Annotated in this window: 15 protein-coding genes; all 15 read right to left on the bottom strand. The window is 61.2% G+C overall.

The features are described 5' to 3' along the window. Positions 1-33: 33 nt before the first annotated feature. Positions 34-1,578: a F0F1 ATP synthase subunit alpha gene (gene atpA, locus QYS36_RS08975; protein WP_111462949.1), complete on the bottom strand. Its 1,545-nt coding sequence runs from the start codon at positions 1,576-1,578 to the stop codon at positions 34-36. A 21-nt stretch (positions 1,579-1,599) separates the two neighbouring features. Further along, a complete protein-coding gene (locus tag QYS36_RS08980) occupies positions 1,600-2,136 on the bottom strand; it encodes a F0F1 ATP synthase subunit delta (RefSeq protein ID WP_070884869.1) in 537 nt (178 codons plus the stop codon). Between the two features lie 14 nt (positions 2,137-2,150). Beyond that, positions 2,151-2,621: a F0F1 ATP synthase subunit B gene (locus QYS36_RS08985; RefSeq protein ID WP_070884868.1), complete on the bottom strand. Its 471-nt coding sequence runs from the start codon at positions 2,619-2,621 to the stop codon at positions 2,151-2,153. A 58-nt stretch (positions 2,622-2,679) separates the two neighbouring features. Further along, on the bottom strand, positions 2,680-2,937 hold the full coding sequence (atpE, locus tag QYS36_RS08990; RefSeq protein WP_003097235.1) for a F0F1 ATP synthase subunit C: 258 nt from the start codon (positions 2,935-2,937) through the stop codon (positions 2,680-2,682). Positions 2,938-3,089: 152 nt separating this feature from the next. After that, positions 3,090-3,959 carry a F0F1 ATP synthase subunit A gene (gene atpB, locus QYS36_RS08995; protein WP_308839145.1) on the bottom strand — a complete coding sequence of 290 codons (870 nt, stop codon included), beginning with the start codon at positions 3,957-3,959 and terminating at the stop codon, positions 3,090-3,092. A 31-nt stretch (positions 3,960-3,990) separates the two neighbouring features. Then, on the bottom strand, positions 3,991-4,383 hold the full coding sequence (locus QYS36_RS09000) for a F0F1 ATP synthase subunit I (RefSeq protein ID WP_308839146.1): 393 nt from the start codon (positions 4,381-4,383) through the stop codon (positions 3,991-3,993). Between the two features lie 157 nt (positions 4,384-4,540). Further along, positions 4,541-5,413, bottom strand: coding sequence for a ParB/RepB/Spo0J family partition protein (locus QYS36_RS09005; RefSeq protein ID WP_308839147.1), 873 nt, complete (start codon positions 5,411-5,413; stop codon positions 4,541-4,543). Between the two features lie 11 nt (positions 5,414-5,424). Beyond that, the gene (locus tag QYS36_RS09010; RefSeq protein WP_308839148.1) at positions 5,425-6,213 is read right to left on the bottom strand and encodes a ParA family protein; all 789 of its coding nucleotides are present in this window, start codon (positions 6,211-6,213) and stop codon (positions 5,425-5,427) included. A gap of 13 nt (positions 6,214-6,226) precedes the next feature. After that, positions 6,227-6,871 carry a 16S rRNA (guanine(527)-N(7))-methyltransferase RsmG gene (gene rsmG, locus QYS36_RS09015; RefSeq protein WP_374990431.1) on the bottom strand — a complete coding sequence of 215 codons (645 nt, stop codon included), beginning with the start codon at positions 6,869-6,871 and terminating at the stop codon, positions 6,227-6,229. Continuing rightward, positions 6,871-8,763: a tRNA uridine-5-carboxymethylaminomethyl(34) synthesis enzyme MnmG gene (mnmG, locus tag QYS36_RS09020; RefSeq protein ID WP_308839149.1), complete on the bottom strand. Its 1,893-nt coding sequence runs from the start codon at positions 8,761-8,763 to the stop codon at positions 6,871-6,873. Before mnmG ends, rsmG begins: the two co-directional genes overlap by 1 nt. A gap of 731 nt (positions 8,764-9,494) precedes the next feature. Then, positions 9,495-10,862, bottom strand: a complete 1,368-nt coding sequence (mnmE, locus tag QYS36_RS09025) for a tRNA uridine-5-carboxymethylaminomethyl(34) synthesis GTPase MnmE (RefSeq protein ID WP_308839150.1) — start codon at positions 10,860-10,862, stop codon at positions 9,495-9,497. Positions 10,863-10,935: 73 nt separating this feature from the next. Then, the gene (gene yidC, locus QYS36_RS09030; RefSeq protein ID WP_308839151.1) at positions 10,936-12,675 is read right to left on the bottom strand and encodes a membrane protein insertase YidC; all 1,740 of its coding nucleotides are present in this window, start codon (positions 12,673-12,675) and stop codon (positions 10,936-10,938) included. A gap of 2 nt (positions 12,676-12,677) precedes the next feature. Beyond that, positions 12,678-12,923, bottom strand: coding sequence for a membrane protein insertion efficiency factor YidD (yidD, locus tag QYS36_RS09035; RefSeq protein ID WP_075929009.1), 246 nt, complete (start codon positions 12,921-12,923; stop codon positions 12,678-12,680). Next, positions 12,916-13,317, bottom strand: a complete 402-nt coding sequence (gene rnpA / locus QYS36_RS09040; RefSeq protein ID WP_308839152.1) for a ribonuclease P protein component — start codon at positions 13,315-13,317, stop codon at positions 12,916-12,918. Before rnpA ends, yidD begins: the two co-directional genes overlap by 8 nt. Positions 13,318-13,332: 15 nt before the next feature. Then, positions 13,333-13,467, bottom strand: a complete 135-nt coding sequence (rpmH, locus tag QYS36_RS09045) for a 50S ribosomal protein L34 (RefSeq protein WP_003213577.1) — start codon at positions 13,465-13,467, stop codon at positions 13,333-13,335. Between the last annotated feature and the right edge of the window lie 221 nt (positions 13,468-13,688).

Here is a 13,688-nt window from a genome sequence, read left to right on the forward strand (position 1 = left end):
AGCAGGCGGGCGTCTCTCGACGCCCGCTGCGGCTTACCAGGTTTGGGTGGCTTTGAACTTCTCGATACCGGCTTTCAGCTGGCCATCGATGTCGTCATTGAAGTCACCCTTCTCGTTGATCTTCGCCATCAGAGCGGCGTGATCACGGTTGAAGAAGGCGATCAGAGCCTGCTCGAAGCTGATGATCTTGGCGACTTCGATGTCGGTCAGGAAACCACGCTCGGCGGCATACAGCGACAGCGCCATGTCCGCGATGGACATCGGAGCGTATTGCTTCTGCTTCATCAGCTCGGTAACGCGCTGACCATGCTCGAGCTGCTTGCGGGTGGCTTCGTCCAGGTCAGAAGCGAACTGGGCGAATGCCGCCAGTTCACGGTACTGAGCCAGAGCGGTACGGATACCACCGGAGAGCTTCTTGATGATCTTGGTCTGCGCAGCACCACCCACACGGGATACCGAGATACCGGCGTTGACGGCCGGACGGATACCCGAGTTGAACATGGCCGATTCCAGGAAGATCTGACCGTCGGTGATGGAAATCACGTTGGTCGGAACGAACGCGGAAACGTCGCCAGCCTGGGTTTCGATGATCGGCAGAGCGGTCAGGGAACCGGTCTTGCCGGTCACGGCGCCATTGGTGAACTTCTCGACGTACTCTTCGGAAACGCGCGATGCACGCTCCAGCAGACGGCTGTGGAGATAGAACACGTCGCCCGGGTAGGCTTCACGGCCTGGCGGACGGCGCAGCAGCAGGGAAATCTGGCGGTAAGCCACTGCTTGCTTGGACAGATCGTCATAAACGATCAGCGCATCTTCACCGCGGTCGCGGAAGTATTCGCCCATGGTGCAGCCGGCGTAAGGAGCCAGGAACTGCAGCGCAGCCGACTCGGAAGCCGAGGCAGCCACCACGATGGTGTTGGCCAGGGCACCGGACTCTTCCAGCTTGCGCACCACGTTGGCGATGGTCGATTGCTTCTGACCAACAGCGACGTAGACGCAGAAGATGCCGCTGTTCTTCTGGTTGATGATGGCGTCGACGGCCAGGGCGGTCTTGCCGATCTGACGGTCACCGATGATCAGCTCGCGCTGGCCACGGCCTACCGGGATCATGGCATCGACCGACTTGTAGCCAGTCTGTACCGGCTGGTCGACCGACTTGCGCCAGATCACACCTGGAGCCACTTTCTCGACAGCGTCGGTAGCGGCGGTGTTGATCGGGCCCTTGCCATCGATCGGGTTGCCCAGGGCGTCGACGACGCGGCCCAGCAGTTCCGGACCAACCGGAACTTCCAGGATGCGGCCGGTGCACTTGGCGCTCATGCCTTCGGCCAGGGTGGTGTACGCACCCAGGACAACGGCACCGACGGAGTCTTGCTCCAGGTTCAGTGCCATACCGTAGACGCTGCCCGGGAACTCGATCATTTCGCCGTACATGACGTCGGCGAGACCGTGAATACGCACGATACCGTCGGATACGCTGACGATGGTGCCTTCGTTACGGGCTTGGGAAGAGACGTCGAGTTTCTCGATACGCCCCTTGATGATTTCACTAATTTCGGAAGGATTGAGTTGCTGCATAGCTCTGCTGCCCCTTCAAACTCAAGATTTCAATGCTTCGGCCAGCTTCGCGATTTTGCCGCGAACTGAGCCATCGATAACCAGGTCGCCGGCGCGGATTACGACACCACCAATCAAGGTGGCATCCTCCGCAGCGTGCAGGCGCACTTCCCGGCCGAGCCGTGCACTGAGAACCTTGGCGAGTTTGTCTTGCTGTTCATCGCTCAATGCGAAGGCACTGGTAACGTCCACGTCGATCGACTTCTCCTGCTCGGCCTTGTACAGCTCGAACAGCGCGAAGATTTCCGGCAACAGGGCCAGACGATCGTTCTCTGCGACAACGTGGATGAAATTGCGTACCTGGGCGTCGAACTTGTCACCACACACCTCGACGAAGGTGGTGGCCTTGTCTGTACTCGTCAAACGCGGGGCCTTGAACACGCTTTGCAGGGTGGCGTCTTGCGACACCGCCGCTGCCAGGCCGAGCATGGCTGACCAAGAGGCCAGCTGCTGGTGGGCCTGGGCGTATTCGAAAGCCGCCTTGGCATAAGGTCGGGCCAACGTGGTCAGTTCTGCCATGATCGCGCCCTCGCTTAAATTTCGGCGGCCAGTTTGGAAACCAGCTCCGCATGCGCGTTTTGGTCGATGGATGCGCCCAGGATCTTCTCGGCACCGCCGACGGCCAGAGCACCCACTTGGGCACGCAGGGCGTCTTTGACGCTGTTGATTTCCTGTTCGATCTCGGCCTGAGCCTGAGCCTTCACACGATCCGCCTCGACGCGAGCCTGATCACGGGCTTCATCGACGATCTGGTTCGCGCGTTTCTTGGCTTGCTCGATGATTTCAGCAGCCTGTGTCTTGGCTTCGCGCAGTTGCTGACCCACTTTCTCTTGGGCCAACTCCAGATCACGAGCCGCACGACTGGCAGCGTCCAGACCTTCAGCAATCTTCTTCTGACGCTCTTGCAAAGCCGCAATGACCGGAGGCCATACGAACTTCATGCAGAACAGCACGAAGATGAAGAAGGCAACGGACTGGCCAATCAGGGTTGCATTAATGTTCACGCCAACACCTCGCTCGTTCGTTGTCCATCACACCAATCAACTCGAAAAATTCGAGTGATCAGCCAGCGATTTGACCAACGAAGGGGTTCGCGAAGGTGAAGAACAGTGCGATACCAACACCGATCATGGTCACGGCGTCGAGCAGGCCGGCGACGATGAACATTTTCACTTGCAGCATCGGAACCATTTCCGGCTGACGCGCAGCGCCTTCCAGGAACTTGCCGCCCAGCAGGCCGAAGCCAATGGCGGTACCCAGAGCGCCCAGGCCAATCAGCAGAGCAACAGCGATCGCGGTCAGACCAACTACAGTTTCCATCTTTCCTCCCGACTTTTTACGTCGTATTGGTTAAGGTTTTTCTAAGGGTAAAGCGGTAAAGCAAAACCGTTACTTCCAGTGCCCTTGCGGGCGTTCCAGCCGAGGCCGGATCCATCGTGAACGCCGCGCATCGTCGATGCGCGACACGTCCATCAATGGCTGTCTTCGTGCGCCATCGACAGATAGACGATGGTCAGCATCATGAAGATGAAGGCCTGCAGCGTGATGATGATCAGGTGGAAGACTGCCCAGGCCCACTGCAGAACGCCTGCCAGTGCTGCCAACAGAATGCCGCCGCCGAACATGACCGCGATGAGGATGAAGATCAGCTCGCCGGCATACAGGTTGCCGAACAGTCGCAGGGCCAGGGAAACCGGCTTGGCGATCAGGGTCACGAACTCCAGCAGGAAGTTGACCGGGATCAGCAGGATCTTGACGAAGATGTTCTTGGCGCTGAACGGGTGCAGGGTCAGCTCGCCGAGGAAGCCGCCGATGCCCTTGACCTTGATGCTGTAGAAGATGATCAGCGCGAATACCGACAGGGCCATGCCCAGGGTGGCGTTCGGGTCGGTGGTCGGCACGGCACGGAAGAACAGGTGCTCGTCACCGACGATCTTGGCGGCAGCCATCGGGATCCAGTCTACCGGCACCAGGTCCATCAGGTTCATCAGGAAGATCCAGACGAAGATGGTCAGGGCCAGCGGCGCGATCAGGGCATTACGGCCGTGGAAGGTGTCCTTGACGCTGCCGTCGACGAACTCGACCAGCACTTCGACGAAGTTCTGCAGACCGCCGGGCTGGCCGGAGGTCGCGCGCTTGGCAGCAGCCTTGAACAGGAAGATGAAGATCAGCCCCAGCACCACGGAGATACCCAGGGTATCGAGGTGGAATGCCCAGAAGCCCATCTCTTTGGCTTCCTGGGCCGTGTGGGCGAACCCCCAGCCATTGACCGGGTGCTGACCGAAGGTCAGGTTCTGCAAGTGATGCTGGATATAACCCGAAGCGGTTTCTGCAGCTGCCATAAATCCCTCAAACGCTCTAAGGCTTTAAAAATCATCTCTTCATCAGCAAGGGTGCGAACCAGTTGACCAGTTGGGTCAGCAGGAATACGCCGAACAAGGCCGCCGCATCCAAAGGCTTCACACCTGCAAACACCAGTGCGAAAAGCACCGCTGTCAAAACCAGTTTCCCTGCTTCGCCGGCGTAGAACGACCGGACGATGGCCTGGGCTGCCCGCGCTCCGGAGAACCGGAATGCCTTGTGGGCAAAGTACAGATTCGGCAGCCAGGCGATCAGCCCGCCGCACAAGCCGGAGTAACCGGCAACATCCCCTCGCCATTGCCAGAACACAGCGGCGAACAAAACCAATGCAATCAGCTGGGCCAGGAGCACCGGAAAAACCGGCAGGCGATGGAAGGGCAAGCGTTTTGGCGTGCGGATATCCATCGAATTACCTGGGTTGGCCCTCATGGTATCGGCGCCAAAAGAATCAATGCGTTGGCATAGTTTATGCCGCCGAAATGCGCGCAGAGTATAGGGGCGGTTCCCACCCCGTTCAACTGCCCGAAAGCCTTTTCGCCGTAGTGCTCCAGGAGCAATTGTTTCAGCGAATGTGGGCTAGAACGCCCTGAAGTTCGTCGAGGGAGTTGTAGCGAATTACCAGTTGGCCCTTGCCCTTCTGACCATGCTTGATCTGTACCGGAGAGCCCAGCCGCTCAGCCAGGCGCTGTTCGAGCCGACTGATGTCCGGATCGACCTTGGTAGTGGCAGTTGGCCGCTCCTGGGTAGTCAACCACTGACGCACCAGTGCCTCGGTCTGGCGCACGGTCAGGCCGCGTGCGACAACATGTCGCGCACCTTCGGTCTGCTGTTCCACCGGCAGGCCCAGCAGCGCACGCGCATGGCCCATTTCCAGATCGCCGTGGGAGAGCAGGGTTTTCACTTCCTCCGGCAGTGCGATCAGGCGCAGCAGGTTGGTGATGGTCACGCGCGACTTGCCGACCGCTTCGGCGACCTGTTGCTGGGTCAGTTGGAACTCCTGCTGCAGGCGCTGCAGGGCCATGGCTTCCTCGATGGGGTTGAGGTCTTCGCGCTGGATGTTCTCGATCAGCGCCATGGCGATGGCGGCTTCGTCGGGCAGCTCGCGCACCAGGGCCGGAATGCGCTCCAGGCCGGCCTGCTGGGTAGCCCGCCAGCGGCGCTCACCGGCGACGATCTCGTAGCGGCCGTCACCCACGGGGCGCACCACGATGGGCTGCATCACGCCGTGGGTCTTGATCGACTGCGCGAGTTCTTCGAGGGCGGTGACGTCCATGTCGCGGCGCGGCTGGTATTTGCCGCGCTGGATCAGGTCCAGCGGCAGGTGCTGCAGCTCACTGGTATCGACCTTGACGGCTTCTTCTTCCAGGGACTCGACACTGGAGCCCCCCAGCAGGGCGTCCAGGCCTCGTCCGAGCCCACGTTTCTTGGCAGCCATGCACAGATTCCTTATACGGTTGCGGTGTGGGCGTTCGCGCGCTGGCGGCGAACCAGCTCGCCAGCCAGCGCCAGGTAGGCGATCGCACCACGGGATTGCTTGTCGTAGACCAGCGCCGGCATGCCGAAGCTGGGGGCTTCGGCCAGTCGCACGTTACGCGGGATCACGGTTTGATAGAGCGTGTCGGGGAAATGTTCCTTGAGCTGGGCAGACACGTCGCTGGTCAGGCTGATGCGCGGATCGTACATGGTACGCAGCAGGCCTTCGATCTTCAGCGTCGGGTTGAGCAGCTTGCCGATGCGCTGGATGCTGTTGACCAGGTCGCTCAAGCCCTCGAGTGCGTAGTACTCGCACTGCATGGGGATGATCACCCCGTCGGCGGCGACCAGGGCGTTGACCGTCAGCATCGACAACGCCGGTGGGCAGTCGATGAGGATGTAATCGTAATTCTCGCGGATCGGCGCCAGTGCATAACGCAGGCGGCTTTCCTTCATCTTCATTTCCAGCAAGCCCACTTCCGCGGCGGTCAGGTCGCGGTTGGCCGGCAGCAGCTGATAGCCGCCGTGCTCGGAGAACTGCATGGCTTCGACCAGGTTGCATTCACCGACCAGCACGTCGTAGATCGAGTGCTCCAGCGTCTGCTTGTCGATACCGCTGCCGGTGGTGGCGTTGCCCTGGGGGTCGAGGTCGATGAGCAGCACACGGCGTTTGGTCGCAACCAGGGAAGCCGCCAGGTTGATGCAGGTCGTGGTCTTGCCCACGCCGCCCTTCTGGTTGGCGATTGCGAATACTTTAGCCATGTTGCCGTTCCCCCTAAACCGAGCGACGCAGTATCAACAGATGGCGCTGACCTTGGCAACCGGGAACCTTGAGCACCTGGGTTGCAGCCAGGCTGAAGTCCGCCGGCAGCGCCTGCAGTTCGTCATCCGGGTGCACGCCCTTCATCGCCAGCCAGCGGGTCTGGCCATCGCCGAGGTGACGCGTCCAGTTGGCGAAGTCTTCCAGGGAGCTGAACGCCCGCGAACAGATACCACTGAACGGCTGCTCGGGCGTGAACCCTTCGACCCGGCTGTGGATAACTTCCAGGTTGGCCAGTTTGAGCTCGAGCTTCACCTGGGTCAGGAAGCGGGTTTTCTTGCCATTGGAATCCAGCAGGGTGAAACGCCGCTCTGGAAACAGGATGGCCAGCGGAATGCCCGGCATGCCACCGCCACTGCCGACGTCCAGCCACTTATCCCCAGCCTCGGCGACGAAGGGCACCACACTGAGGCTGTCGAGCAGATGCCGCGAGACCATTTCGTCGGGGTCGCGCACGGCGGTCAGGTTGTAGGCCTTGTTCCACTTGATCAGCAATGCCAGGTAGGCGAGCAGTTGCTGGTGTTGCTGGTCGGACAGGGTGACCGCCAGTTCGCGGGCACCTTGTTGCAATTCTTCGGCGTGGCGAGCGGTAACGGACATCAGGCGCTCTGCTCCAGCTGGCGACCGGCGCCACGTTTCTTCAGGTGGATCAGCAGCAGGGAAATCGCCGCCGGGGTAACGCCCGGGATGCGCGAAGCCTGGCCCAGGGTCTGCGGCCTGGCGTCGCCAAGCTTGTGCTGGATCTCCTTGGACAGCCCGGAAATCGTCGCGTAGTCGATATCCACAGGCAGTGCGGTTTCTTCACTGGCGCGCAGGCGGGCGATCTCGTCCTGCTGACGCTCGATGTAACCGGCGTACTTGGTCTTGATCTCGACCTGCTCGGCCACCTGCGGGTCTTCGGCACCTGCACCGGTGACCTCGACCAGGCCGGCGTAATCGATCTCCGGGCGCGACAGCAGGTTGAGCAGGTTGTACTCGTGGGTCAGCGGTGTGCCGAAGCGCTCGACGATGGCTTCGCCTTGCGGCGTGTTCGGCCGTACCCAGGTGCTTTTCAGGCGCTGCTCTTCCGTGGCGATGCTTTCGCGCTTGGCCTCGAATGCCGCCCAGCGAGCGTCGTCGACCAGGCCCAGCTCGCGGCCCTTCTCGGTCAGGCGCAGATCGGCGTTGTCTTCACGCAGGATCAGGCGGTACTCGGCCCGCGAGGTGAACATCCGATACGGCTCCTGGGTACCCAGGGTGATCAGGTCGTCGACCAGCACGCCGATGTAGGCCTCGTCGCGCCGCGGGCACCAGCTGTCGCGGCCCTGGGCGCGCAACGCGGCATTGGCACCGGCCAGCAGACCCTGGGCACCGGCTTCTTCGTAACCGGTGGTGCCGTTGATCTGGCCGGCGAAGAACAGCCCGCCGATGACCTTGGTTTCCAGGCTGTACTTGAGGTCGCGCGGGTCGAAGTAGTCGTACTCGATGGCGTAACCGGGGCGCACGATATGGGCGTTCTCCATGCCGCGGATGCTCTGCACGATCTGCAACTGCACATCGAACGGCAGCGAGGTGGAAATCCCGTTGGGGTACAGCTCATGGGTGGTCAGGCCTTCCGGCTCGATGAACACCTGGTGGCTTTGCTTGTCGGCGAAGCGGTGGATCTTGTCTTCGATCGACGGGCAGTAGCGCGGCCCCACGCCCTCGATGACCCCGGAGTACATTGGCGACCGGTCGAGGTTGGCAGCGATGATTTCGTGGGTGCGCGCATTGGTGTGGGTAATCCAGCAGCTCACCTGACGCGGGTGCTGCGCTTTGTGGCCCATGAACGACATCACCGGAATCGGCGTGTCGCCTGGCTGCTCGGTCATTACCGAGAAGTCCACCGAACGGCCATCGATGCGCGGCGGCGTACCGGTCTTCAGGCGACCCACGCGCAGCGGCAGTTCACGCATGCGCTTGGCCAGGGCATTCGCAGGCGGGTCACCGGCACGGCCGCCGGAGTAGTTCTGCATGCCGATGTGGATAAGTCCACCAAGGAAGGTGCCGGTGGTCAGCACCACGGAGTCGGCGAAGAAGCGCAGCCCCATCTGGGTGACCACGCCCTTGACCTCGTCCTGCTCGACGATCAGGTCATCGGCTGCCTGCTGGAATATCCACAGGTTGGGCTGGTTCTCGAGAATCTCGCGCACCGCTGCCTTGTAGAGGATGCGGTCTGCCTGGGCGCGGGTTGCCCGCACGGCAGGGCCCTTGCGGCTGTTGAGCACGCGGAACTGGATGCCGCCCAGGTCGGTAGCGGTGGCCATGGCGCCACCCAGGGCGTCGATTTCCTTGACCAGGTGGCTCTTGCCGATTCCGCCGATGGCCGGGTTGCAGCTCATCTGCCCGAGGGTTTCCACGTTATGGGTCAGCAACAGGGTTTTCACCCCCATGCGCGCCGCTGCAAGCGCAGCCTCGGTACCGGCATGACCGCCGCCGATGACGATCACTTGAAAACGGGAAGGGAAATCCACCACGCACCTCGTGCCTGTTGAGAAAGGGAGCTTCTAGGAAAGGGCGGCAAGTATAGGGATTTAGCCCGGCTGAAAGAAGCCTTTTGCACAAAAAATAGCCAACCACTGGTGCGTCTAACGGCCGAGTGTTCACTCGTCACCCGCTTGCATGCCGTGGTGTCGTTCGGGGCTGGAACATAAATAAAGAAAAAGAATGATTTTTTTAAAAGGCTTGTTTTTATGTTTATAAATGGTTCCGCCATTATCTGTGGATAGATGGCTACAGCCCTTTATTCATCGTATGTACAGCGATGTATGAAAGCGCGGTTATCCTGGGCGGCGGGTGTGCGGCAGCGGTGATCAGCCTGTGTGTAAAAGGGCAGGTTATACACAGGGCGATTTATCCCTCGGTTAGTCACCGGCTTATGGGCAGGCCTCAAGTGGGGTTTTCCACAGGGTTTATCTGGCCTGTGGATGCAGGGCTGAACAGGCTCATGGCTGCCCGGCCAGCAGCCTTACGCGAGGGTATCCGTGGGTAAATCAGCCAGGCTCGCGTTTTTTAGCGTCGTATGGGCACTATCAAGCGGCCAGATGCCGCTCGCCGGTGGAGGCGCAGCTGGTTTGGCTGTTCCTGAGAGGCTGGGATGCAGGCGAGATTCAGGCTGAGCCTGGCGGTGCGTTGAGCAATGCCTTCGCCGCTATCGAGCCCCGATAACGGCGAAAAAGGTTATCCACAGCGAAGGGGAGAGAGGCTATTTGCCGATGCAGAAACTGGAAAAGATGCGGCCCAGCAGGTCGTCGGAGCTGAATGCGCCGGTGATTTCGCCCAGGGCTTGCTGCGCCTGGCGCAAGTCTTCGGCAAGCAGTTCGCCGGCGCCGGCCTGAGTCAATTGAGCGTGACCATGGTCGAGATGGGCTTGCGCCTGATGCAGCGCATCGAGGTGGCGGCGGCGCGCGCTGAAGCCGCTCTCCGCGGTTTGCTGGAAGCCCATGCAGGCCTTCAGGTGCTCACGCAGCAGCTCCAGGCCTTCGCTGGACTTGGCCGAGAGCGCCAGAGTGGCCTGGCCATCGGCGGCGCTGTGCAGGGCCACCGGCTCGGCGGATAGATCCGCCTTGTTGCGAACCAGCGTGACCCGGGCCGGATCCGGCCGCTGCTGCAGGAATTCGGGCCACAGCGCGAAGGGGTCGGCGGCTTCCGGCGCCGTCGAGTCGACGACCAGCAATACGCGATCGGCTTCGTTTATCGCCTTCAATGCGCGCTCCACACCAATTCGCTCGACCTGGTCGTCGGTGTCGCGCAGGCCGGCGGTATCGACCACATGCAGGGGCATGCCATCGATGTGGATATGTTCGCGCAGCACGTCGCGGGTGGTGCCGGCAATGTCGGTGACGATGGCCGCCTCGCGCCCGGCCAGGGCATTGAGCAGGCTGGATTTGCCGGCGTTCGGCCGGCCGGCGATGACCACCGTCATGCCGTCGCGCAGCAAGGCACCCTGCCCGGCTTCGCGCAATACTGTGGATAACTGCGCGCGCACGCCCTCGAGCAGGCTCAGTACATGGCCATCGGCAAGGAAGTCGATTTCCTCTTCGGGGAAGTCGATGGCCGCCTCGACGTAGATGCGCAAGGCAATCAGCTGTTCGGTCAGCTCGTGCACCCGTCGCGAGAACTCGCCCTGTAGCGAGCGCACGGCATTGCGCGCCGCCTCGGCGGAACTGGCTTCGATCAGGTCGGCAATCGCCTCGGCCTGGGCCAGGTCGAGCTTGTCGTTGAGGAACGCCCGCTCGCTGAATTCGCCCGGCCGGGCCTGACGTGCGCCCAGCTCCAGGCAGCGCTGCAGGAGCATGTCCAGCACCACCGGGCCACCGTGGCCCTGCAGCTCGAGCACGTCTTCGCCGGTGAACGAATGGGGGCCGGGAAAGAACAGCAGCAGGCCTTCGTCGATCACCTCCCCGGCATCATCGTGCCAGGCGCCGTGGTGAGCGTGGCGCGGCTTGGGTTCGATACCGCTCAGGGTGATGGCGATCATCCGTGCACGTGGCCCTGAGACCCGCACGATGCCCACACCACCACGACCCTGGGCGGTAGCAACGGCGGCGATGGTTTCTCGGGATACGGACATAAGGTTCTCCAAACGCTGGATAGCAGAACGCCCCACGAGGGGGCGTTCTGTGTAGCTGTGGAAGCGTATCGGATCAGGCCGCGGAGGCCTTGGTCTGCGCTTCGATCTTGCGGGTAATGTACCACTGCTGAGCGATGGACAGGACGTTGTTGACCACCCAGTACAGCACCAGGCCCGCCGGGAACCACAGGAAGAAGAAGGTGAAGATGATCGGCATCATCTTCATCACGCGTGCCTGCATGGGGTCCGGCGGTGTCGGGTTGAGCTGCTGCTGGATGAACATGGTGGCGCCCATGATGATCGGCAGGATGAAGTACGGATCCTTGATCGACAGGTCGGTGATCCACAGGATCCACGGTGCCTGACGCATTTCCACGGATTCCAGCAGGGTCCAGTACAGGGCCAGGAACACCGGCATCTGCACCAGGATCGGCAAACAGCCGCCCAGCGGGTTGATCTTCTCTTTCTTGTACAGCTCCATCATCGCCTGGGACATCTTCTGGCGATCGTCACCGAACTGCTCTTTCAGCGCTTGCAGACGCGGCGATACGGCACGCATGCGCGCCATGGAACGGTAGCTGGCAGCCGACAGCGGGAAGAACGCCAGCTTGATGATCAGCGTCAGCACGATGATCGAGAAGCCCCAGTTACCCAGCAGGTTGTGGATATGTTCCAGCAGCCAGAAGATCGGCTCGGCGAGGAACCACAGGATGCCGTAGTCGACGGTCTTGTCCAGACCAGGCGACAGCGCGGCGAGGTCCTTCTGGATCTTCGGGCCGGCATACAGCGTGGTGCTGGTCTGGCCTTCGGCACCGGCAGGTACGTTCAGTGCAGGGCCGGTGTAACCGATGATGTAGTTACCCTGGCTGTCCTTGCGGGTCTGCACCACGTTGGTGTCGTCCTTGGCCGGCACCCAGGCGGTCACGAAATAGTGTTGCAGCCAGGCAACCCAGCCGCCCTGCACGGTTTCCTTGAGGCTCTGCTTGTCGATGTCTTTCATCGACACCTTGGTGTACGGCTTCTCCGGGGTCCACAGCGCAGCACCCAGGTAGGTGGCGGTGCCGGTGGCGGTGCTGGAGGACGGGTCACCGCTGTTGTCGCGCTTGAGCTGGGCGAACAGGTTGCCCGTCCAGGCATTGGCGCTCTGGTTGTCGATCAGGTAGGTGACGCCGATCTGGTAACCATTGCCGGTGATGCAGCCGGTTTTCTTCTGTTCCACTTCCTTGGCCGAGCAGCTGGTGTCCAGGCCGCGGTTGAAGGTGAAACGCTTGGTGTAGTTGACGCCAGCCTCGCTGAACTTCAGGTCGACCACCAGCTGATCCTGGCCGTCAGCCAGCTGGTAGACGCGCTGCTCGCTGCTGTACAGCGGGCGACCATTGGCGCGCGCATCCGGGCCATTGGCACCGGTCAGGCCGCTCTGGGCCAGGTACAGGTGCTCGTTGCCATTGTCGAACAGCTGGAACGGAACGTCCGGGCGGTCCTGGCGGCGTGGGTAGTGCGGCAGGCTCAGGCGAACCACGTCACCACCACGCGGATCGATGGCCAGATCCAGTACGTCGGTCTTGACCTGAATCAGCTCGTCGCTGACCGCAACGGTTTCCACCGGGCTTGGCTCGGTGCCGCCGGCATTGGCCGTGGGCACATCGTCATTGCTGCCCACCGAAGCGGTTTCCGGCAGACTCGGTGCGGGTTTGCTGGTCGAAGCGGTCTGATTCGGCAGAGCGGCCTGGCCGTAGTCCTGGTTCCATTGAAGAACCATCATGTAGGACACGACTGCCAGGGCGACGATCAGGATCGAACGTTTGATATCCATGATTATTCGGCCATCGAAGAGGAACGGGAGTGTTTCGCGAGGGGCACCGGATCGTAGCCTCCGGGATGCCAGGGGTGGCAGCGTCCCAGACGACGAACGGTCAGCCAGCCACCACGCAGGACGCCATGGGTTTCGATGGCTTCAAGCGCGTAGCAGGAACAAGAGGGGTAGAAACGACAATGACTGGCCATCATCGGACTGATGGCGTACTGGTAAAACCGGATTGGAGCTTGAACCAGTTTACGCATGGGGATTGTCGTTCACCCCGGTCTGGGCATTGGCCGGTTGGCTGGGCTTGCTGCGTGCCAGGCGTTTCCACAGCTTGCCGAACTGTTGAGCCAGCTCGGCGTTCTGTAGATCACCCAGGCCTTTACGCGCAACTACCACGATGTCCCAGCCCACCAGGTTGTCCTGGTTGAGGCGGAACGATTCGCGGATTTGGCGTTTCAGGCGGTTGCGCTCAACAGAAAGCTTGACGCTCTTCTTGCCGATCACCAGACCGAGGCGAGAATGATCAAGCTCATTGTTGCGCGCAAGCAGCAGGACACTCTTGCCCGGCGCTTTGCCGCTTGGAGAGTCGAAGACTGCCTTGAATTGCCGGGGAGTGAGCAGGCGCTTCTCCCGGCCGAAGCCTCGACTCACCACAAGACTGGAAAATCAGACTGCGAGACGAGCACGGCCCTTGGCGCGACGACGCGACAGGACGGCACGGCCGTTCTTGGTAGCCATGCGAGCACGGAAGCCGTGGGTACGAGCGCGTTTGATGGTGCTGGGTTGGAAAGTGCGTTTCATGATGCGGTTACCTGGTTGTCGACAACGGACCGGAATGGTCCCCGTTTTAAGAGACCGGCGATTCTAGAGAAAGCCGCAGGCCAGGTCAATTTCCAACCAGTTGTTTTGCAGATAGAGAAATATAAAGGAAAGAATCTTTTTAGAAAGGCTTGTTATGTTTCTTATAAATGCGTGCTCCCGTTTCTGTGGATAAGTTCCTGGAGGGCAATACCCATGATGCT

The organism is Pseudomonas sp. G34 (assembly GCF_031119625.1).
GTDB lineage: Bacteria > Pseudomonadota > Gammaproteobacteria > Pseudomonadales > Pseudomonadaceae > Aquipseudomonas.